The 21022-nt window shown below is 65.6% G+C and carries 24 protein-coding genes; 17 read left to right on the plus strand and 7 right to left on the minus strand.

The features are described from left to right. The first annotated feature begins 32 nt into the window (after positions 1-32). From N416_RS0104230 to N416_RS0104240, 3 genes are read left to right on the plus strand one after another with little or no spacing between them, the layout of a single operon-like run. Positions 33-893 (plus strand): mycofactocin-coupled SDR family oxidoreductase, encoded by an 861-nt coding sequence (locus N416_RS0104230; protein WP_024440884.1) that lies wholly within the window; start codon positions 33-35, stop codon positions 891-893. Positions 894-944: 51 nt separating this feature from the next. Further along, positions 945-1139 (plus strand): ferredoxin, encoded by a 195-nt coding sequence (locus N416_RS0104235; RefSeq protein WP_024440885.1) that lies wholly within the window; start codon positions 945-947, stop codon positions 1137-1139. Positions 1140-1152: 13 nt separating this feature from the next. Continuing rightward, positions 1153-2535: a cytochrome P450 gene (locus tag N416_RS0104240; RefSeq protein ID WP_024440886.1), complete on the plus strand. Its 1383-nt coding sequence runs from the start codon at positions 1153-1155 to the stop codon at positions 2533-2535. A gap of 8 nt (positions 2536-2543) precedes the next feature. Here the strand turns inward: N416_RS0104240 and N416_RS0104245 are convergent, their stop codons facing one another. After that, complete coding sequence (locus N416_RS0104245) at positions 2544-3719, minus strand: acyl-CoA dehydrogenase family protein (protein ID WP_024440887.1); 1176 nt, start codon at positions 3717-3719, stop codon at positions 2544-2546. Further along, positions 3703-4710: an acyl-CoA dehydrogenase family protein gene (locus N416_RS0104250; RefSeq protein WP_024440888.1), complete on the minus strand. Its 1008-nt coding sequence runs from the start codon at positions 4708-4710 to the stop codon at positions 3703-3705. Before N416_RS0104250 ends, N416_RS0104245 begins: the two co-directional genes overlap by 17 nt. Before the next feature lie 268 nt (positions 4711-4978). Between N416_RS0104250 and N416_RS0104255 the strand changes: the two genes are divergently transcribed. The 4 genes from N416_RS0104255 to N416_RS0104270 are packed head-to-tail and all read left to right on the plus strand — an operon-like array spanning position 4979 to position 8514. Continuing rightward, on the plus strand, positions 4979-6067 hold the full coding sequence (locus N416_RS0104255) for an amidohydrolase family protein (RefSeq protein WP_024440889.1): 1089 nt from the start codon (positions 4979-4981) through the stop codon (positions 6065-6067). A gap of 28 nt (positions 6068-6095) precedes the next feature. Then, positions 6096-7238, plus strand: coding sequence for an amidohydrolase family protein (locus N416_RS0104260; protein WP_024440890.1), 1143 nt, complete (start codon positions 6096-6098; stop codon positions 7236-7238). Continuing rightward, entirely contained in the window at positions 7239-7631 is a 393-nt protein-coding gene (locus N416_RS0104265; protein ID WP_024440891.1) for a Rieske 2Fe-2S domain-containing protein, read from the plus strand. A gap of 16 nt (positions 7632-7647) precedes the next feature. Beyond that, entirely contained in the window at positions 7648-8514 is an 867-nt protein-coding gene (locus tag N416_RS0104270; RefSeq protein WP_024440892.1) for an alpha/beta fold hydrolase, read from the plus strand. A 5-nt stretch (positions 8515-8519) separates the two neighbouring features. On the opposite strand, the gene N416_RS0104275 is transcribed toward N416_RS0104270, so the two are convergent. Next, positions 8520-8990: a hypothetical protein gene (locus tag N416_RS0104275; protein ID WP_036457227.1), complete on the minus strand. Its 471-nt coding sequence runs from the start codon at positions 8988-8990 to the stop codon at positions 8520-8522. Positions 8991-9019: 29 nt separating this feature from the next. Here N416_RS0104275 and N416_RS0104280 point away from each other — a divergent pair, with 29 nt between their 5' ends. The 7 genes from N416_RS0104280 (at position 9020) to N416_RS0104310 (ending at position 15432) form a co-directional block, all read left to right on the plus strand. Then, positions 9020-10330, plus strand: a complete 1311-nt coding sequence (locus N416_RS0104280; RefSeq protein WP_024440894.1) for an NADH-ubiquinone oxidoreductase-F iron-sulfur binding region domain-containing protein — start codon at positions 9020-9022, stop codon at positions 10328-10330. Beyond that, entirely contained in the window at positions 10327-10536 is a 210-nt protein-coding gene (locus N416_RS0104285) for a ferredoxin (protein WP_024440895.1), read from the plus strand. The genes N416_RS0104280 and N416_RS0104285 overlap by 4 nt, the downstream gene beginning before the upstream one ends. Next, positions 10533-12188: an OB-fold domain-containing protein gene (locus tag N416_RS0104290; protein WP_024440896.1), complete on the plus strand. Its 1656-nt coding sequence runs from the start codon at positions 10533-10535 to the stop codon at positions 12186-12188. Before N416_RS0104285 ends, N416_RS0104290 begins: the two co-directional genes overlap by 4 nt. A gap of 34 nt (positions 12189-12222) precedes the next feature. Further along, a complete protein-coding gene (locus N416_RS0104295) occupies positions 12223-13080 on the plus strand; it encodes an alpha/beta fold hydrolase (RefSeq protein ID WP_024440897.1) in 858 nt (285 codons plus the stop codon). Further along, entirely contained in the window at positions 13080-13898 is an 819-nt protein-coding gene (locus N416_RS0104300) for an NAD(P)-dependent oxidoreductase (RefSeq protein ID WP_024440898.1), read from the plus strand. The genes N416_RS0104295 and N416_RS0104300 overlap by 1 nt, the downstream gene beginning before the upstream one ends. A 113-nt stretch (positions 13899-14011) precedes the next feature. After that, positions 14012-15214, plus strand: coding sequence for a cytochrome P450 (locus N416_RS0104305; protein WP_024440899.1), 1203 nt, complete (start codon positions 14012-14014; stop codon positions 15212-15214). A gap of 8 nt (positions 15215-15222) precedes the next feature. After that, positions 15223-15432, plus strand: a complete 210-nt coding sequence (locus N416_RS0104310) for a ferredoxin (RefSeq protein ID WP_024440900.1) — start codon at positions 15223-15225, stop codon at positions 15430-15432. Here N416_RS0104310 and N416_RS0104315 read toward each other — a convergent pair. The 4 genes from N416_RS0104315 to N416_RS0104330 form a co-directional block, all read right to left on the minus strand. After that, the gene (locus N416_RS0104315) at positions 15429-15731 is read right to left on the minus strand and encodes a DUF1330 domain-containing protein (RefSeq protein WP_024440901.1); all 303 of its coding nucleotides are present in this window, start codon (positions 15729-15731) and stop codon (positions 15429-15431) included. The two genes, N416_RS0104310 and N416_RS0104315, sit on opposite strands and share 4 nt — an antisense overlap. Next, positions 15731-15937 (minus strand): ferredoxin, encoded by a 207-nt coding sequence (locus N416_RS0104320; RefSeq protein ID WP_024440902.1) that lies wholly within the window; start codon positions 15935-15937, stop codon positions 15731-15733. Before N416_RS0104320 ends, N416_RS0104315 begins: the two co-directional genes overlap by 1 nt. After that, on the minus strand, positions 15934-17232 hold the full coding sequence (locus N416_RS0104325; RefSeq protein WP_024440903.1) for a cytochrome P450: 1299 nt from the start codon (positions 17230-17232) through the stop codon (positions 15934-15936). The genes N416_RS0104320 and N416_RS0104325 overlap by 4 nt, the downstream gene beginning before the upstream one ends. A 110-nt stretch (positions 17233-17342) precedes the next feature. Continuing rightward, the gene (locus tag N416_RS0104330; RefSeq protein WP_024440904.1) at positions 17343-18623 is read right to left on the minus strand and encodes an amidohydrolase family protein; all 1281 of its coding nucleotides are present in this window, start codon (positions 18621-18623) and stop codon (positions 17343-17345) included. A 263-nt stretch (positions 18624-18886) separates the two neighbouring features. Between N416_RS0104330 and N416_RS0104335 the strand changes: the two genes are divergently transcribed. Genes N416_RS0104335 through N416_RS0104345 form a run of 3 tightly spaced genes read left to right on the plus strand, consistent with a single transcriptional unit; the run spans position 18887 to position 21021 of the window. Continuing rightward, positions 18887-19432 (plus strand): carboxymuconolactone decarboxylase family protein, encoded by a 546-nt coding sequence (locus N416_RS0104335; RefSeq protein WP_024440905.1) that lies wholly within the window; start codon positions 18887-18889, stop codon positions 19430-19432. A 4-nt stretch (positions 19433-19436) separates the two neighbouring features. Continuing rightward, a complete protein-coding gene (locus N416_RS0104340) occupies positions 19437-20714 on the plus strand; it encodes an SRPBCC family protein (protein ID WP_024440906.1) in 1278 nt (425 codons plus the stop codon). After that, positions 20698-21021, plus strand: a complete 324-nt coding sequence (locus tag N416_RS0104345) for a hypothetical protein (RefSeq protein ID WP_024440907.1) — start codon at positions 20698-20700, stop codon at positions 21019-21021. The genes N416_RS0104340 and N416_RS0104345 overlap by 17 nt, the downstream gene beginning before the upstream one ends. The last annotated feature ends 1 nt before the right edge of the window (position 21022 follow it).

The following is a 21022-nucleotide window of genomic DNA, read 5'->3' on the forward strand; positions in this document are numbered from 1 at the left end:
GGCGTGCACGGGCACCAACGAAAGGAACACCAGTGGGACGCGTTGCCGGGAAGGTCGCATTCATCACGGGGGCAGCCCGCGGGCAGGGCCGCAGCCATGCACTGCGACTTGCCGAGGAAGGCGCCGACATCATCGCCGTCGACCTGTGCCAGGACATCGAGACGATCGGCTACCCGATGGCGCGGCCGGAGGATCTCGAGGAGACCGCCAAGCTGGTCGAGAAGACCGGTCGCAGCATTGTCACCGCGCAGGCCGACGTACGCGACGCAGCGGCGCTCAAGACCGCGCTGGACGCCGGCCTGGCCGAGTTCGGCAAGCTCGACATCGTAGTCGCGCAGGCCGGTGTCGCAGGCATGAAGGGCAACCCGCCGCTGCAGGCCTGGACCGACGTCATCAATACCAACCTGGTCGGAACCATCAACGGCATCCAGGTCGCGCTGCCCCACCTGTCCGAAGGCGCCTCGATCATCGCCACCTCCTCGGCGGCCGCGTTGATGGACGCCCATCAGAAGGCGAACCCGGGCGCCGACCCCGGCGGGATGGCCTACATGACCTCCAAGCGGTTGATCGCACAGTACGTCCATGATCTCGCAACGGAGTTGGCGGTACGCGGCATCCGGGCCAACGTCATCCACCCGACCAACTGCAACACCGACATGTTGCAGAGCGAGCCGATGTACCGCTCCTTCCGGCCCGACCTGGAACACCCGACCCGCGCCGACGCCGAGCCGGTCTTCTACGTCCAGCAGGCGATGAAGGTGCCGTTCATCGAACCCGAGGACATCTCCAACGCAGTGCTGTGGCTCGCTTCCGAGGAGGCCCGCTACGTCACCGGCATGCAGTTGCGAGTTGACGCCGGCGGATACCTGAAGTGGTACGACTACCACGTCTGATGGCACCCGTCGTTTCGCAGCGCACCGAAATCGGTTGAAAGGAGCGAGAACATGAAGGTTTCCGTTGATGGCCAGCGGTGCCAGGGCCACACGCTGTGCGCGATGATCGCGCCCGACTCCTTCGTGCTCAACGACATTGACGGCACCTCTTCGCCGGTGTCCGAAGTGGTTCCGGCCGATCAGCAGGACGCCGTGCGTGAGGCCGCACACTCCTGCCCCGAACAGGCCATTCTCATCGAGGAATGAAAGGGAGGATTCCTTGAGCGTCAACGACTCACTGCCCGCGACCGGCCAAGACGATGCATCCGACGATCGCAAGAAGAACACCTTCTACTTCGATCGGCACACCCCGGAGTACCGCGATCGATTCGACGAGATCACCAGCGAGATGCACGCCAAGTGTCCGATGGCGTGGAGTCCCACCTACAACGGGCACTGGGTGGCCGCCGACAGCAAGCATGTCTTCGAGCTGGCCCGCTGTCCGGTCGTCTCCAACCACCACGACGTCAGCGGCGAAACTCCTTTCCAGGGCATCACAATTCCCAAGGCGAGCCGTGCGACCGTGGTGCGCGGCGGCATCCTGGAGATGGATGAGCCCGAACACAGCGCCTACCGTGGCGCGCTGAACCCGTACCTGTCCCCCGCTGCGATCAAGCGGTGGGTGCCGTTCGTGGATGAGATCACCCGCGCCGCGCTCGATGAGCACATCGAGTCGGGCCAGATCGATTTTGTCGAGCACCTGGCCAACGTGGTGCCCGCGGTGTTCACCCTCGCCATGATGGGCATCGAACTCAAGAAGTGGAACGTCTACAGCGAGCCCACCCACGCCTCGGTGTACACCCCGGAGCACTCACCCGATCGTGAAAAGATCAACGAGCAGCATCGCGAGATGGGCATCGACATCATCAACAACATGATGGAGATCCGGGAGAACCCGCGCCCGGGGCTGGTCAACGCGATGCTGCAGTTGCGCATCGACGGTGAGCCGGCACCCGACATCGAGATCCTGGGCAACCTGGGCCTGGTCATCGGCGGCGGTTTCGACACCACCACGGCGCTGACGGCGCACGCACTGGAATGGCTCGGCCAGAATCCGGCCGAGCGCACCCGGCTCAGCCGGGAACGCGCGACGCTGTTGGACCCGGCGACCGAGGAATTCCTCCGGTTCTTCACGCCCGCCCCCGGCGACGGCCGGACATTCGCCGAGGACGTCGAGGTGGAGGGCCAGCAGTTCAAACAGTTCGAGCGACTGTGGCTGTCGTGGGCGATGGCCAACCGCGACCCGGCCATCTTCGAAGATCCCAACAGCATCATTTTGGACCGTAAAGGCAACCGGCACTTCAGCTTCGGCCTGGGAGTACACCGCTGCATCGGGTCCAACGTGGCGCGCACGGTTTTCAAGTCGATGCTGACCGCGGTGCTCGACCGGATGCCCGACTACCAGTGCGACCCTGCAGGCGCGGTGCACTACGACACGATCGGCGTCATCCAGGGCATGCGGAACCTGCCGGCCACCTTCACCCCGGGCAAGCGGCTCGGGCCGGGGCTGGACGCGACCCTGGAGAAGCTGCAGCGGATCTGCGATGAGCAGGAGTGCGCGCGCCCGATCACCGAGCGCAAGGAACCGGTCGTCATCGACTGAGCCTCGCGCTAGCCGCGAGGCAGTCCCAGCCCCTGTTGGGCAATGATGTTGCGGTGAATCTCCGAGGTACCCCCGGCGATGGTGCCGGAGAAGCTTCGGGCGTGCCGCTCGAACCAGCTGGCGAAGTAACTGTCGAGGTTCATCGGCGCATATGATCCCGAATTCGCAGGGTGTACCAGGCCGTCCGCACCGGCCGCGTCCAGCGCGTGACCGGAGGCGAACATCTCGGCCTCGGAACCGAGCAGCTTGAGCACCGACAGTGCGGCCGCGTCCTCCTCGCCGCGCGCCGCGCGCGCCAGCGCCGCCGACCCCAGCAGGCGCAGGGCCTGATAATCCATGACCGCGGTGGCAAACCGGTCACGTTCGAGCGCACCCTCGGGATGGAAGTCGGCGATGATGTTGTCCAGCCGGTCGGCGAAACCCAGCCACATCATGGTGCGTTCGTGCCCCAGGGATCCGTTGGCCACCCGCCAGCCACCGTGCAGCGGACCGACGAGATTCTCCGCCGGCACCCGCACATCGGTGAAGAAGACCTCGTTGAAGTCTTCGTCGTCGATCCCGCAGATGGTGGGGAACGGACGGCGCACCACCCCCGCGGTGTCGGTCGGGATGACCAGCACACTGATGCCCTTGTGTTTGGGCGCATCGGGATCGGTACGAACGAAGGTGAGCAGCACGTCGGCATCGTGGGCGCCCGAGGTCCACACCTTCTGGCCGTTGACGATGAAGTCTTCTCCGTCACGATCGGCCCTGGTCCGCAAGGACGCCAGGTCCGATCCCGCACTCGGCTCACTCATGCCCAGCGAGGCGGTGATCTCAGCACGCAGAATCGGCACCGCCCAGCGTTGCTTCTGCTCATCGCTACCGAACGAAAGAAGCGATGCCGCAATAATATTCACACCTTGCGGATTGAAGCTGTGATAGATGCGGCGCCGGCACAGCTCTTCTAGATGCACGAACTGCTGCAGCAGGGTGGCGTTGCGACCACCGAACTCCGGCGGATTGCCGGGCAACAACCAGCCGTTGTCGAACAGCAGTCGCTGCCAGTCGCGCGCCCATTGCGGCATGTGCGACACCGAACGTGGCCGCTCCAAGGCGTCGGCCTCGGGGGGCAGGCTGGCGTCGAGGAAGGCCGCGAACTCGGCGCGGAACTCCTCGACGTGCGCGTCAAATGCGAGCTGCAAGGTACTCCTCGGCGATCGCGGCGCGGTGCTGCGCGGCGCCCCCCAGCATCAACTCGCCCGCCTTGGCCCGCTTGAGCGCGAACTGCAGGTCGTTCTCCCAAGTGAAGCCCATCGCGCCGAACAGTTGCAGCCCATGGCGGAAGACCACCGACTGGCATTCCCCAGCGGCGGCCTTGGCCATGGCGGATGCCATCCGCCGCCGCGGGTCATCGACTGTGATCGTCAACGCGGCGAAATAGGCCAGCGCCCGGGCGCGTTCGATCGCCACGTGCATGTCGGCGGCCTTGTGCTGGACGGCCTGGAAGGAGCCGATCGGCACCCCGAACTGTTGCCGGCTGCGGACATGCTCCAAGGCCAGGTCGAGGATGCGCTGGCAGGCACCGACCATCGTCATCGCCATTCCGCTGAGCGCGACGTGGCGCGCCCGCTCGACGTCGACGCGGATCCGGGCCCCGTCAGGCACCTCAACGCCGGCGAAGGACACGTCGCTGACGTGCAACGTCGGGTCGAAGACGGCCGATTTTCGGGTCGTCACCGCGCCGGCGTCGACCAAGAACACACCCGCCGCGGTGACTACCGCCAGCCGATCGGCGCGGTCGCCGTCCAGGACACGCAGGGCGGTTCCCTCCAGCACCCAGCCGGCGGCGTTGCGATGCGCACTCACCCCACTGAAGACCGCTGCGCCAGTGGAACCGTCCGGGTTGTGGCGCTCACCGACCAGCGGGGCGAATTGGGTCATGGTCGCCAGGAAGGGCGTCGGGTCGGTGGCGCGGCCCAGTTCTTCCAGGACGATCGCCAGCTCTACCGCGTTCTCGGGCTCGTGCAGCTCGGTCCAGCCCAGGTCGACGTAGACCTTCCAGAGTGAGTCGACTGCGCCGCCTTCCTCTCCCTCGGCGACACGGCGTACCAGCGAGGGCGAGCACTGCTTGCCCACCACATCGCGTACCGTGCCCTGCCACAGTCGCTGATCTTCGTCGAACTCCAAAAGCATCGCAGCCACCTCTCCCAAGCGCCGATTGAGAATAACATTCTCGCTAATGGATGTAACGATCTCGTGTTGAGATGCCTTGCCGTCGCTGCATAACGACGTAGTGATCTGGCGACGACGTCACCCACTGCGGGCAACCGTCGCGGGTCAGTATGAGAATCTTGTTCTTGCATGCAAAGAATACAGCTATACAATGGGTACCACCGGGGGGTCGGGCGGCACGGTGACTGCACCACGTGCCCGGCGGGCGGTACTACGAAGGGCGGCGTTGATGATCGAGCACCCCGACGGCACCCGCACGCCTGTCATCGACGCCAGTGTGCACATCTTTGCGGCATCCAACTCCGACCTCCGCACCTTCATGCGCGAACCGTTCAAGAGCCGCGGCTTTCCCGACTACGAAATGGACTGGTACGGCGCGCCGGGCGGCGAGTACGCCCCCGGCACCGACGGCCCGCAGCGCCAATACCCGGGGTCGGACCCCGACCTGGTCGCCCAGCACCTGTTCGCCGAACGCGGGATCGACGTGGCGGTGCTGCACCCGATGACCCGCGGGGTCATGCCGGACCGGCATCTGGGATCTGCGATCGCCGCGGCGCACAACGAGATTCTGGTGTCGCGCTGGCTGGACCACCCCGAGTACGGCGAGCGCTTCCGGGGCACCATCCGGGTCAACCCCGACGACATCGCCGGCGCGCTGCGGGAGATCGAACGCTGGAAGGATCACCCCCGGATCGTGCAGATCGGCGTTCCGTTGCAATCCCGGGAACTCTTCGGCAAACCGCAGTTCTGGCCGCTGTGGGAGGCGGCCATCGACGCGAGCCTGCCGGTCGTGGCACACATCGAGGTGGGTTCGGGCATCTCCGCCTCGCCGACGCCGTCCGGCGTGCCCCGCACCTACGAGCAGTACGTCAGCTTCATGGCATGCAATTACCTGTACCACCTGATGAACATGATCGCCGAGGGCGTCTTCGAGCGGATGCCGGCGCTGAAGTTCGTGTGGGCCGACGGCGCCGCGGACTTGCTGACGCCGATCATCTGGCGGATGGACACCTTCGGCCGGCCACACCTGGAGCAAACACCCTGGGCGCCGAAGATGCCCAGCGACTACCTGCCCGGCCACGTCTACTTCGTGCAGGGCGCCATGGACGGCCCCGGGGACACCGATTTTGCCGGCGAATGGTTCGGCTTCACCGGCAAAGAGGACATGGTGATGTACGGGTCCAGCTATCCGCACTGGCAGCGCAACGACCTGATCGTTCCACGCGCATTCAGCGCCGAACAGCGCGACAAGCTGTGCTGGCGCAACGCCAGTCGGCTATACGGCATCGACGTGGGCGCCGTCGCGGGCGCACACTAGAGAGCAGCAGGAATCAAGGGAGTTCACGATGACCGTGACAGCCACCGAGCGTAAGCCGGCCGCCGAGCGAATCGCTGTGCGGTGTGTGGATTCGGACGTTCACCCGGTGCCGCGGCGCGGCGACCTGGTGCAATATCTCCCCGAGCCCTGGCGCAGCAAGTACTTTCTGCCCCGTCGGGTCGGCGAGCAGATCTACTACGACGCCCCCGACTACGCACACGCCTTCGCCATGCGTGTTGACGCGTTCCCGGCCGATGGCGAATTCCCGGGAAGCGACCCGGAGTTGGCGTTCAAACAACTCATCATGGAAGCGGGCGCCGACTACGCGATCCTTGAGCCCGCCGCCTACCCGGCCCGCTTCCCCGAAGCACAGCAGGCGATGTCGACTGCGCTCAACGACTGGCAGGCCAACCATTGGCTCGACGCCAAGAACAACTGGCATGAGCGCTGGCGCGGCTCGATCTGCGCCGCGATCGAGGACCCCGCCGGCGCGGTCGCCGAGATCGAGAAATGGGCCGGGCACCCCTACATGGCGCAGATCCTGATCAAGGCCGAGCCACGGCCCGCGTGGGGCGACCCCAAGTACGACCCGATCTGGGCGGCGGCCACCAAGCACGACATCACCGTGAGCTGCCACCTGTCCCGCAGCCATCACGAAGAACTGCCGATGCCGCCGGTAGGAATGCCCAGCTACAACCACGATTTCATGGTCACCTACTCGCTGCTGGCAGCGAACCAGGTGATGAGCCTGGTGTTCGACGGGGTCTTCGACCGGCACCCGAACCTGCGCATCGTGCTCGTCGAACACGCCTTCACCTGGATCCTGCCGCTGATGTGGCGGATGGACGCCATCTACGCGGCCCGCAAGTCATGGGTGGACATCAAGCGCAAGCCCAGTGAATACGTCAAGGAACACATCAAATTCACCACCCAGCCATTGGACTACCCGGAGGATAAGACCGAACTCTCACGTGCCCTGGAATGGATGGAGTGCGAGAAGATCCTGCTCTATTCCTCGGACTACCCGCACTGGACCTTCGACGATCCGCGCTGGCTGGTCAAACACCTGCCCAAGGCGGCCCGGGAAGCGGTGATGTTCAAAAACGGACTGCAGACCTACCACCTTCCCGACACGGTCCCGGCCCTCGAGGGACAGGTGCGGGTGTTCTAGATGAGCCACGACGAGCAGCGGCCCCGGCTGGCCCAGGGCCGCGAGCACATTGTTGCCACGATCGATGAAATCCCGCCCGGCACGCACAAGCTCGTGCCGATCGGGCATCACGGAGTCGGCGTGTACAACATCAATGGGACGTTCTACGCAATCGCGAACTTCTGCCCTCACCAGGGCGGTCCGCTGTGCTCGGGCCGGCTGCGCGGCCGTACCGTCGTCGACGAGGAGCGCCCGGGCGACGCCGCCATGGTCCGCGACCTCGAGTACATCTACTGCCCTTGGCATCAATGGGGTTTCGAACTCGCCACCGGTACGACCGCGGTCAAACCGGAGTGGAGCATCCGCACCTACCCGGTGCGGGTAGTCGGCAACGACGTCCTCGTCCAGGCCTAGCGCACAGGAGTTTTCGGTGGCCTCTATCGAAGTCAACGCCGGCAACGTTGTCTACGAGATCCTCGGTACCACGGGTGAGCTGATCGTCTTGACCCCCGGTGGGCGATTCTCCAAGGAGATCCCCGGATTGCGCCCGCTCGCCGACGCTCTCGTCGAAGGCGGGTACCGCGTGCTGCTGTGGGACCGGCCCAACTGCGGGGCCTCCGACGTGCAGTTCTACGGCCAGTCCGAATCGCACATGCGCGCCGAAACCCTGCACGGACTGTTGACCGCCCTGGGGACTGGACCGGTCATCCTGGCCGGCGGCTCGGGTGGGGCACGCGACTCGATCCTGACCACCATGCTCTATCCGGAGTTGGTCACCAAGCTGGCCCTGTGGAACATCGTGGGCGGCATCTACGGCACCTTCGTGCTCGGGTCCTACTACGTGGTGCCCAGCATCCTGGCCGCGCGTGGTGGCGGCCCGGCGGCCCTGCTGGGCGTACGCGAATGGCAGGAGCGGATCGAGGAGAATCCCAACAACAAACAACGGCTGCTCGACCTGGACGGCGATGCGTTCCTCAAGGTGATGTTGCGCTGGCTCAACGCCTTCGTCTCCAAGCCGGGCCAGACGATTCCCGGCGTGGACGACGAGATGTTCGACCGGATCACGGTTCCCACACTGATCATCCGCGGCGGCGAGAACGACTGGGACCACCCGAAACGGACCTCACTGGAGGTCAACTGCCTGATCAAGGGATCCGAGCTGATCGACCCACCCTGGCCCGAAGACGCCTGGGAGCGGGCCGCTGAAGATCGGGCATCGGGAAAAGTCAGTCACTTCAACATGTTCGACACCTGGGTGCAGGCCGCCCCGGCGATCCTGGAATTTTTGGGCCGCTGATGCACTCAGCTGGTATGGATGTGAACCTCGCAGTTCAGCGACGCCTCCAGCGCCGTGTGGATCCGGCTTTCGCCGACCCGCTGCAGATCCGACTCCGCCAACGTCACGTGCACGATGTCCAGACCATCGGGCCCCGCTGCGCGAGCGATCTCGCCGGACAGTCCCAGCCCGGCCAGCACCCCGTGCACGTCGTCATCGGTGCCCCTGCTGAGGTAGGTCACCACACCTGGCGTCGGCGCCGTGCCGAAGGCTTTGGCGCACAGCCGCACACCGATATCAATGACGTCCCGTTCGGCTCCGGTGATCAGCAACCGTACGTGTCGCCGGCCCACCGGCATGGCGGCGATGTCGGCATCGACCACATCGACACCGGCTTGGCCGGCCAGCTCGCGCAGCGTTGCCATTCCCGACATCAGATGCTCGGGCACCAGCTTCCCGGCCGGGTCGACGTCGAGTCGCACCACCGCTGTTCTCACGTCCGCGAGCCTAGTCAAACGAGGTGTCAATGACGACCAACAGCACGGTCACTCCGGACGCCAAAGCGATCACTGTGGCCGCCTGGCCGGGCTGCCCGCCGCGACTGCTGCGACTGCAGTCCGGTGTCGAGGGCGCAACGGAATACCAGGCCGGCGGCTATCGACCGCTGCGCGACCCGGACGAGCTTCTCGCCGAGGTGGAACGCAGCGGTCTGCTCGGCCGCGGCGGCGCGGGATTCCCGCTCGCAGTCAAGCTGCGTTCGGTGCGCGACGCCGGCCGCCGCGGCCGCGACACCGTCGTGGTGGCCAATGGCGAAGAGGGCGAACCAGCCTCGATCAAGGACCGGTGGCTGCTGCGCAACCGACCCCATCTGGTACTGGACGGGTTACGGCTGGCCGCGGCTACGGTGGCGGCACGTCGCGCCTACGTCTATGTCTCCGATGCCTGGGCGGCCCGCAGCGTCGAGAACGCCCTGACCGAGGTCGGCCCGGAAGTCCTTGGCGGGCTGTCGATCCGGGTGGTCACCGTCGACGCGGGCTATGTGGCCGGCGAGGAGACTGCGGCGGTGCGGGCCATCAACGGCGGCCCGGCCAAGCCGACGGACAAACCACCTCGCCCCTACCAACAGGGAGTCGGTGCGCTGCCGACCCTGGTCTCCAATGTCGAAACGCTGGCGAATCTCCCCTATCTGCAACAGCACGGAGCCGAAGCGTTTCGCACGCACGGAACTGCCTTGTCGCCGGGTACCTTCCTGGCCACGGTCAGCGGCGGCGGGGTTTCGCCCGTGCTCTACGAGCTGCCGCATGGCGTCCCGATCGCCGAACTGCTGAGCGCGCACGGGATTGCGGCCGAGCAGGTCCGCGGTGTTCTGATGGGTGGGTATTTCGCCGGTCTGCTCAACCACGAAGCGCTGCGGGTCACCCTCGACCACGAGTCGCTGCGCGCGAGCGGCAGCGGCCTGGGCTGCGGGGCGATCTGCGTTCTCACCGACGACTGCCCGGTGGCGGTGACGGCCGCGGTATTGGCCTATTTCGGCAGGGAGAACGCCGGGCAGTGTGGGTCGTGCTTCAACGGCACCGTGGCTATGGCGGCGGTCGCCGAAGCCCTGCGGGATGGAGTCGCGACCACCGAAGACGTGCAGCGGCTGCAACGGTGGGCCGGTGTGCTGCCCGGGCGCGGCGCCTGCGGCACGCTGGACGGTGCCACCCATGTTGCCGCCAGTCTACTGACCCGGTTTCCGGAGTTGGTGACGCGCCACCTCGACGGCGCCTGCGACGTCTGCCGTGGCGGCGCCTTCCGCGCGATGCGTCCCTACCAGGTCGAGGAGGTGACGGCATGAAGATCCGCCTGGACCGCACGCTGTGCGACGGGTTCGGGTTCTGCGCCAAACACGCGCCCAAACATTTTTCGCTGGACGACTGGGGCTATGCGTCCTTGACGGGCGACGGGTCGGTTGAGAATGCCGACGAGCACGATGTCAGGCGCGCCCTGCTGGACTGCCCGGTGCACGCCATCATCGAAATCACCGGAGAGGTCGACTTGTGAGCGCACCTGGCCGCCCCCTTCCCGCGGTCACCCCCGAGAACGAATTCTTTTGGTCCGCTGGAGCTGACGGCGTGCTGCGGCTGCAGAATTGTCTCGATTGCGCCGCACTGATCCATCCGCCACAACCGGTGTGCCGGTATTGCCGCAGCATGAATATGGGTGTGCGTGACGTGTCTGGCCGGGCCACGCTGGCGGGCTTCACCGTCAACCACCGATTCAGCTTGCCCGGTCTGCCGGCGCCCTATGTGGTGGCCCAGGTAGCGATCGACGAAGACCCACGAGTTCGGCTGACCACCACCCTCATCGACTGCGACCCCGACCGGCTCGGGCTGGGCCAGCAGGTGGAGGTGGCGTTCGAGAACATCGACGATGTCTGGCTACCGCTGTTTCGGCCGGTGCCCGACAGTGCGGAGATCAAGCCGCTTCCCGAAGATGAGATCGCGCCCGAAGACTACGCACAGCATGTGCGCCCGATGGTGTCCGCCGACAAGTTCGAGGACAAGGTGGCGATCACCGGGGTCGGGGCGTCACGACTGGGCCGTCGGCTGATGGCCGCGCCGCTGGCGCTGACCGTGCAGGCATGCCAGGCGGCCGTCACCGATGCGGGCTTGACCTTCGAGGACATCGACGGACTCTCCACGTACCCGGGCTTAGACGTCGCGGGCATGGGCGAGGGCGGGGTGTCGGCGCTGGAGGGCGCGTTGGGGTTCCGCCCGACCTGGATCAACGGCGGCATGGACACCTTCGGTCCGAGCGGCTCTGTCATTGCCGCGATGATGGCCGTGGCCACCGGGCTGGCCCGGCACGTGTTGTGTTTCCGAACCGTATGGGAGTCGACCTTCGGCGAGCTGCTGAAGGTAGGCAAAGCCTCACCACCCGGCGGACGGCGTACGAACAGTTGGCAGGTTCCGTTCGGCGCCACCTCGGCAGCACACACCCTGGCACTCAATGCGCAGCGGCATTTCCACCGCTACGGGACCACCCGCGAGACACTCGGCTGGATCGCGTTGAACCAGCGGGCCAATGCCGCACTCAACCCGACCGCGATCTACCGCGATCCGATGGGCATGGAGGACTACCTGTCCGCTCGGATGATCACCACCCCGTTCGGTCTCTACGACTGCGACGTCCCGTGCGATGGCGCGGTCGCGGTGATCGTGTCGGCCGTCGATGCGGCACGCGACTTGGCCAAGCCGCCGATCCGCGTCGAGGCGGTCGGCACCCAGATCATCGAGCGAACCGACTGGGACCAGAGCACGCTGACCCACGAACCGCAGGTCCTCGGCCAGTCCGCGCACCTGTGGTCCCGGACGTCGTTGCGGCCGGCGGACGTCGACGTCGCCGAACTCTACGACGGGTTCACCTTCAACTGCCTGTCTTGGATTGAGGCACTGGGCTTCTGCGGCATCGGGGAGGCGAAGAGCTTCTTGGACGGGGGCGTCAACATCGCACGCGACGGGGTGCTGCCGCTGAACACCCACGGTGGTCAGCTCTCGCACGGCCGTACGCACGGCATGGGACTGATCCACGAGGCGGTCACCCAGCTGCGCGGTGAGGCCGGTGAACGCCAGATCGCCGATGCGCGGGTCGCCGTGGCCAGCAGCGGCGGACTGACACCGAGTGGGGTCATCTTGCTGCGGACCGACTCGTGAGGACCGACTCGTGAACACAACGGTGCGCCCGCGGATGGTCAGTGCCGACGGGGTCCCGATGTCGGCACTGGTCGCCGAGGTCCCCGATCCGCGTGCGGTGGTTGTCGCGCTGCACGGTGGTGGGACCACGTCGATCTACTTCGACTGCCCCGGACAGCCCACGCTGTCGCTGTTGAGAGCCGGTGCGGCGCTGGGCTACACCGTGATCGCGTTAGATCGTCCGGGCTACGGCAGCTCAGCCCTGTATCCGGAGGCGATGACCGAGCCCGAGCAACGCGTCCGGCTGGCCTATCTGGCCGTCGATCGGATCCTGGGCGAACGGGGTCGTGGCGCAGGGCTGTTCGTGCTGGGTCATTCCAACGGTTGCGAGCTGGCGGTGCGGATGGCCGCAACCGACCGCGGCGCGGAGCTGCTCGGTCTGGAACTGGCCGGCACCGGACTGCGCTACCAAGACGCCGCGCGTACCGCATTGAGTTCGGCCGGACCCGGACAGCGGCCCGCCGGTCTGCGCGAACTGCTCTGGGAGCCCGCCGCGCTGTACCCGGAGGCGGTGCTGCGCGGGATCACCAACGCATCGTCGGGCGCTCCGTATGAGGCCGACATGGTGGCCAGTTGGCCGCGACGGGACTTTCCGGCACTGGCCGCACAGGTTCGGGCGCCGGTGCGCTTCACCTTCGCCGAACACGAGAAGGTCTGGGAGTCCGGCCCGGCCGCGCAACGCGAGATCCGCGCTATCTTCACCGCCGCAGACAGTTTCACCAGCAACCACCAGCTCGAGTCGGGTCATAATCTCAGCCTTGGCTTCAGCGCAGCGCAGTACCACCAGTCGGTGCTGTCATTCGTCAACGATTGCGCGACCGCCATCGTCGCGCGAGACTCGGAGGTCAGCTGATGCGGGTCGGATTCATCGGGTTGGGCAGCCAGGGCGCGCCGATGGCGCGGCGCATCATCGAGGGCGGCTACGCCACGACATTGTGGGCGCGAAGAGACGGCACGCTGGAGTCCTTCTCCGACACCGAGGCACGCATCGCCGATTCCCCCGCGAAGTTGGCCGGCCAAAGCGACCTGGTCTGCCTGTGCGTGGTGGGCGACGCCGATGTCGAGGAAGTGGTCCGGGGCGACAGCGGTGTGCTGGCCGGACTGCAGCCCGGCGGAATCATCGCGATTCACAGCACGGTCCATCCCGACACCTGTCGCCGGTTGGCGCAGGACTGTGCCGAACAGCAGGTCTCGGTGATCGATGCTCCGGTCAGCGGCGGCGGTCCGGCCGCCGCGGCCGGCACCTTGCTGGTGATGGCCGGGGGTGAGTCCGACGTCGTCGAGCGCTGCCGGCCCGTCTTCGAGACCTACGCCGACCCGGTGGTGCATCTGGGCGAACTGGGCACCGGTCAGATGACCAAGCTGCTCAACAACCTGTTGTTCACCGCTAACCTCGGGACCGCCGCCACCGCGCTGGCTCTGGGCGAGCAACTGGGCGTCGCCACCGACCGACTCGCCGAGGTGGTGTCCCGGGGCAGCGCGAACAGCTTCGCGCTGAACAGCATCCGGGGGTCGGGCGGCACCCTGGACCGGCTGGCGGGGCTGGCAGGAGCCCTGCTGCAGAAGGATGTCCGATTGGTGTCTGATCTGGCCCAGCGGGCGGGGGCAGATCCTTCAGCGGTGCTCGATGCCGCTGATGCGGCGCTGGCGCTGATGGATCACCCCCGGTGACGCCGGTCTGCGCAGAACCCTTCCGACACGCTGCCGTTTACCTTACAGTAGCGGTTATAGTCCATCGTCCCAGCGTCGGCTTCGCCTAGCTTCCGGCGCACCGAGGAGGTTCGATGACCAAGGCGGAACTCATCTTCGACCCGTTCTCCGAAGAGTATTACGAGAACCCCTTCGACATCTATCGGCGCATGCGCGAGGAAGCACCGCTGTACTACAACGCCGAAGAGGACTTCTACGCGCTGACCCGCCACGAAGATGTGTCGGCGGCTCTCAAGGACTTCGAGACCTATTCGTCGGCCCGCGGCTGCGATCTCGCGATGGTGCGCTCGGGTGAGGCGCCGCAGAAAATGATCATCTTCATGGACCCACCGGATCACCGGCATATGCGCAGCCTGCTCAACAAGGCCTTCACCCCGCGCGCGATCCAGGCCCAGCGCGACACCGTCATCGAGCAGGTCGAGCGGTTCCTGGGCGCCGTCGACCCCGACGGTTTCGACGTGGTGCAGGACTTCTCCGGCCCGTTCCCGGTAGAGGTCATCACCCGGATGGCCGGCGTGCCTGATGAGTACCGTCAACAGGTTCGGCACTGGATCGACACCTCGCTGCAGCGCGAGCCGGGGCAGATCGAGGTCAGCGAAGCCGGCATGCAGGCCACCATCGAGACCGCAACCTACTACTACGGACTGATCCAGGAACGGCGCGCCAACCCGCAGGACGACATGATCAGCAGGCTGATTGCCGCCGAGATGCCCGGCGAGGACGGCAGCATGCGGCGCCTCGACGATATCGAGATCACCGGATTCGCCTCGCTACTCGGGGCCGCCGGTGCGGAAACCGTCACCAAGCTGGTCGGCAACGCCGCAGTGATCTTCGCCCGCCAGCCCGACCAGTGGCAGAAGCTCCTCGACGATCGCAGCAAGGTTCCCGCGGCAGTCGAGGAACTGCTGCGCTACGAGGGCCCGGTGCAGTACAACGTCCGCTACACCCTCAAGGAAGCGCACGTCGCCGGTGGCACCATTCCGGCCGGCAAACCGGTGTTCTTGATCGCCGCGGCCGCCAACCGGGATCCCGAGGCGTTCACCGATCCCGACACCTTCGACGTCGACCGGGACCAGACCCAGGCGCAACACCTGGGCCTCGGGTATGGGATTCACAGCTGCCTGGGGGCAGCGCTGGCCCGGATGGAAAGCGTCATCGCCTTGGAGCGACTGCTGGACTTCATGCCTCGCTATGAGGTGGATTGGGCTGGCCTGCAACGAGTTCACATGCAGAACGTCTCCGGCTGGAAGAACGTTCCCGTCCGCGTGCTGCGTTAGGGGTGTCAATGTCACGCCGACAGGTGGTGGTCGATTACGGGTTGTGCGAAGCCAACGCGATCTGTATGGGCGTCAACCCGGAGGTGTTCCACGTCGATGACGACGACAACCTCTTCATTCTCAAACCTGACATCACCGCCGAGACCGAACGCGACGTCGCCGAGGCGGTCCGCCGCTGCCCCCGCCAGGCGCTGGCGATCGTCGAGGTCGACGACTAGCGCGCCGGGAATCCCGACAGGATCACCGCGTTGCACTCGGCCGCGGCCTGCCGAAGCTTCGCCGCCTCCTGGTAGGCCTCGGAGTGGTACCAGGCGCGGGCGGCGTCGACGGTTTCGAACTCCAATACCACGGTTTGGTTTCCGTGCCACTGGCCTTCCAGCACCTCATGCTGGGTCTCGACGGCCAGGATCGTGGCGCCGGCCATCGTCGGCCCGGCAGCCTTACCGTAGGCAACCATGCCCGCGGGGTCCTTGATGGCCTCGGTCAAGATGACATATCCCTTGGGCGCGTTCGCCATTAGCTCTCCTGAGTTTCGGTGACGTCGTCGATGGCACGTTCTGGGCATTGCTTGATGGCGTCGCGTACCGCGTCTTCGAACTGCGCCGGCACTTCGTCAACGGTGACCTCGGAATAACCGTCGTCGTTGATGACGAACACCTGCGGGCAGATCGTGGTGCAGATGCCATGTCCGGCACAGCGATCGGGGTCGACCCAGGCCTTCATCGCGCCGCCCGATCGGCCGCGGGGGTGAATTCCAGGTTCAGTTGGATCAGCCCGCGCAGGATGTAGGTCGGGATGTAGTGGAACTGACGCGCCCCCTGCGGGCCGTGCAGCTCGTCAGAGATCCTGATGTCGGTGGTGCGGTCCAGCAGCCGCTCGATGGCGATGCGGGTTTCGGCGCGGGCCAGCGGCGAGCCGGGGCAGCTGTGGATGCCGCGGCCGAAGGTGATGTGCTGACGGGCATTCGGGCGGGCAGGGTCGAAGGTGTCCGGGTCGGCGAAGCGGCGCGGATCCCGATTCGCCGCGGCTGCCAGCACCATCAGCGTGGTGCCGGCCGGGACGTGGACTCCGCCGATCTCGGCATCCACCCGGGAGAGCCGGAAATCGCCCTTGACCGGGGTCTCGAAGCGCAGCACCTCCTCGATGAAGTTCGGGATACGGCTGCGGTCCTCACGGAGACGCTGCTGGATGTCGGGCCGCTCCCCGATGATCTTCAGTGCGGAGCCGAGCAGTCGCACCGTGGTTTCCTGGCCGGCCGAGTAGACGTTGGCGGCGACCTTGGCCACATCCATCGGGTCTGGGACGGAACCGTCGGGGAACGTCGCCTCCGCCATGCCGGTCAGCACGTCTCCGCGCGGCGCACGGCGGCGGTCGGCGACGTAGCCGGCGAAGGTGGCGTAGAGGTACTCCAATGGGCTGTGCGCCAACGCCTTTGCATCGGTGCTGCCGATCCCACCGCCGACGTTGCGGTGCATGTTCTTGACGAAGTCGTCACGGTCCTCATCCGGGACGCCCAGCAGTTCCGCGATGACCAGCAGGGTGAACGGGGCCGCGAAGCCGCCGATGAATTCGCCGGCGCCGGGCGCGAGGAAATCGTCGAGTACCGCATCGGCGAGCTCCCACATGGCGTCCTCGTTCTCCTTGAGACGCTTGGGCGTGAGCAGCCGCATCAGCAACGCACGATGGTTGGTGTGCGTCGGAGGATCCAGGGTCGGCAGTTGGTCACTGAACGGCAGTTCGTCGCGATGCTTGTCGATCAGGCCCGCGACGGTCTCGCCCCCCAGGTCGCCGTCGAGCGGCACCGGGAAGCCGGGGAACGGGCCGGTCACCGCGATGCACGACGAGAAGACCTCGGCGTTGCCGGCCACCGCGGTCGCCTCGTCCCAGCCGGTCACCATCGTCACACCGTGGTGCGGTTCGCGGGTTACCGGCGAGCGTTCCCGCAGCGCGCGCAGATAGGGGTACGGGTCGCTGACCACCGTTTGGTCGGTGAAGAAGTCGATCGTGTCTGGATCCATCGAGCCGTTCCGCTCCCTCTCACATCCGAGAATCACATTCTCGTAACCGGTGAACAGAATTTCATATCCCGACGGCGCCCGTCAATGTTGTCCAAGCCGCCGGGGCCGACTCAGCTGTTCGACCGCGCGGCTTCCATCAACGCGTTCGCCTGACGATCGCCATCCTTGTGGTGGCTGAGCGCACGGATCGAGACATCGTGCCCCACGGCAGCCTTCCGCAGCGCCCCCACGGTGGCCTGCTCGCGGGGAATGTGGCCGAACGGGTCGAATGAGTACCAACGCATCGCGTTCTGGTGGGTCATCTTGTTGATGTCGTCATCGGAGACGTTGTTGGCGGTCAGCACATCCCACAACTCTTCGGGCGCTCCGGGCCACATCGAGTCACTGTGCGGATAGTCGGCTTCCCAGGCGATGTTGTCGATACCGATCAGGTGCCGCAGCTGAACACCCACCGGATCGGAGATGAAACAGGTCAGGAAGTGATCCCGGAACACCTCGGAGGGAACCTTCCCGCCGAAGTCCTGACCGGTCCAGGTCGAATGCATCTCGTAGGTGCGGTCCACGCGCTCCAGGAAGTACGGGATCCACCCGGTGCCGCCCTCGGACAGGGCGATCTTGAGATCCGGGTACTGCTTGATCGGCCTGGACCACAACAGATCCGCGGCGGCTTGCACGATATTCATCGGCTGCAGGGTGATCATCACGTCCATCGGCGCATCGGGCGCGGTGATGGCCAGCTTGCCGGAAGATCCGATGTGCACATTGAGCACCGTGTCGGTGTCGCACAGCGCCCGCCACAGCGGGTCCCAATACGCGTCGTGGAAACTCGGGTAGCCCATCGCGGCCGGGTTCTCGGTGAACGTCAAGGCGTGCACGCCCTTCTTAGACACCCGCCGCACTTCGTCGGCACACCTCTGCGCATCCCAGATCACCGGGATCGCCATCGGAATAAAGCGTCCGGGATAGGCCCCGCACCATTCGTCGATGTGCCAGTCGTTATAGGCCTGCACCAGCGCCACCGAGAAGTCCGCGTCGTCGGTGGCGAAGAGCCGGCCGGCGAAGCCGGGGAACGACGGGAAGCAGATCGATCCCAGAATGCCGCCGGCATTCATGTCCTTGACCCGCTCGTCGACGTTGTAGCAACCGGGCCGGATCTCGTCGAGGCCCTGCGGTTCCAGCCCGTACTCCTCTTTGGGCCGGCCCGCGACCGCGTTGAGTGCGACATTGGGGATCACCACGTCACGGAACTGCCACGAGTCAGAACCGTCCGCGTTGTGCACCAGACGCGGCGCGTCATCGAGGTACTTGCGCGGCAGGTGGTTGGCGAACATGTCCGGTGGTTCCACGGTGTGGTCGTCAACGCTGACCAGAATCATGTCGTCCTTGTTCATGGCCGTCCTCCGTTCCGGGTGCGGCAGCGGCCGGTCCCCTGACGCTTCCGACGTCTCCAATGAAAACTATCTTCCCGCTTTCGGAGAATCAACCTTCGCCGAAGCGCTCGGCGTTGCGCCGCCCACGGCACGGCCGGGGCGTAGAGCACGTCTACCCCGCCTCGCGCCGCCTGCGCAAACAGCGAAGTATTGACCAATCGAGTCAAACATGGAAATCTGTTGGTCAATTATGAGAATGTGATTCTCATCTGCGAGGAGGAACGATGCGCCTGACTCCGCTGTCGGAGTCCCAGTGGGACGAAGAGGCGGTCCAACGTGCCCTGGCCCAGGTGCTGACCGCGGATCGGCGCAACTCCCGCGACGCCGGGTCGGCGATGACCATGCTGGTTCACCACCCGAAGCTGGCGCGGGCCTTCCTCAAATTCAATGTCGAGTTGCTGTATCGCTCGTCGCTGCCCGGAAACCTTCGCGAGCTTGCGATCCTGCGGACCGCCCACCGCCGCGGCTGCGAATACGAGTGGGTGCACCACATCACGATCGGCAAGGAATCCGGCCTCACCGACACCGACATCGAAGACCTGCAGCACGGCGCCGGACGCGGCGAGCTGCACCAAGCCGTGGTGAACGCAGCCGACGAACTCGACGAGACCTCCCGACTCTCCCCCGCCACCGAGGCTGTCCTCGCCAAACACCTGGACGAGCAACAACTGATGGAACTCGTCTTCACGGTCGGCTGCTACAGCATGCTGGCCATGGCATTCAACACCTTTGGTGTCGAACTTGACGAAAAACCCGAATCAGAGAGGTAGTACCGTGGCGCATTTCCCCAAGCCGGCTGCCGGCAGCTGGACGCAGAGCTATCCCGAATTGGGCACCGAGCCAGTCGATTACAGCGACTCCATCGACCCCGCGTTCTTCGAAGCCGAGCGCGAGGCGGTCTTCAAGCGCACGTGGATCAACGTGGGACGCGTCGAACGGCTGCCCAAGACCGGTAGCTACTTCACTCGGGAGCTGCCGTCGGTGTGCAAGGGCACCTCGATCATCGTCGTCAAAGGCAAAGACGGCGTGGTCCGGGCCTTCCACAACATCTGCCGCCACCGTGGAAACAAGCTGGTGTGGAACGACTTCCCCAACGAGGAGACCTCCGGGATCTGCCGGCAGTTCACCTGCAAGTACCACGCCTGGCGCTACAGCCTGGACGGAGACCTGACCTTCGTCCAGCAGGAGGACGAGTTCTTCAACGTCGACAAGACCGACTACGGCCTGGCCGGGGTGCGCTGCGAAGTTTGGGAGGGCTTCATCTTCGTCAACTTCGACGACGACGCGCAACCGCTCGCCGACTACCTCGGGCCGCTGGCCAAGGGGATCGAGGGCTACCCATTCGGCGAGATGACCGAAACCTACTCCTACCGCGCTGAAGTCGGCAGCAACTGGAAGCTGTTCATCGACGCGTTCATCGAGTTCTACCACGCGCCGATCCTGCACCAGGGGCAGTACACCAAGGAAGAAGCCGCCAAGATCCAGAAGTTCGGCTACGAAGCGCTGCACTACGAGCTGGCCGGCCCGCACAGCCTGCAGTCGACATGGGGTGGACAGGCACCGCCTCCCGACATGTCCATGGTCAAGCCATTGGACCAGGTACTGCGCAGCGGGCTGTTCGGCCCGTGGGACAAGCCGGAGCCCATCGCCAACCTCAAGGAGCTGCCGCCAGGCGTGAACGTCAAGCGAGTGCCGCAGTGGGGCATCGACTCGTGGCTGTTCTACCCGAACTTCATGCTGCTGATCTGGGAGCCAGGTTGGTATCTGACCTACCAGTACTGGCCGACCGCCGTCGACAAGCACACCTTCGAGGCCAACCTGTACTTCGTGCCGCCGAAGAATGCCCGCGAACGCCTGGCCCAGGAGCTGGCCGCCGTCACGTTCAAGGAGTACGCGCTACAGGACGCCAATACGTTGGAAGCCACCCAGACCATGATCGGCACCAAGGCCGTCAAGGACTTCCTGCTGTGCGACCAAGAGATCCTCATCCGCCACCTGCACAAGGTGAACCGCGACTTCGTGAAGGAGTACCAAAGTGCCGCTACCGTCTGAATTCGCCGCCCTGGAACCGTATCTGGACTGGGACCTGGCTCATGAACCCGAACGCTACGCCAAGCGGCTGGCGTCATCCATGGCTGAGATGCAGCAGTTCTACGATGTCGCGTTCCCCATGCTTGATGACGTCGTCACGTACTGCGACAAGTTCCCGCTGGACGACTTGCCAGAGGACGCGAAGACTCTCATGCACATCATGCAGTCCCTGGTCATGGTGTCGTTCCCGATCGAGGCGTGGAAACAGCCGCGCGTCCCGGACAGCGGCGCAGCGTGGGTGGAACTGCTGAGCGAGCCGGTGATCTAGG

It is taken from the genome of Mycobacterium sp. UM_WGJ (assembly GCF_000455125.1).
GTDB lineage: Bacteria > Actinomycetota > Actinomycetes > Mycobacteriales > Mycobacteriaceae > Mycobacterium.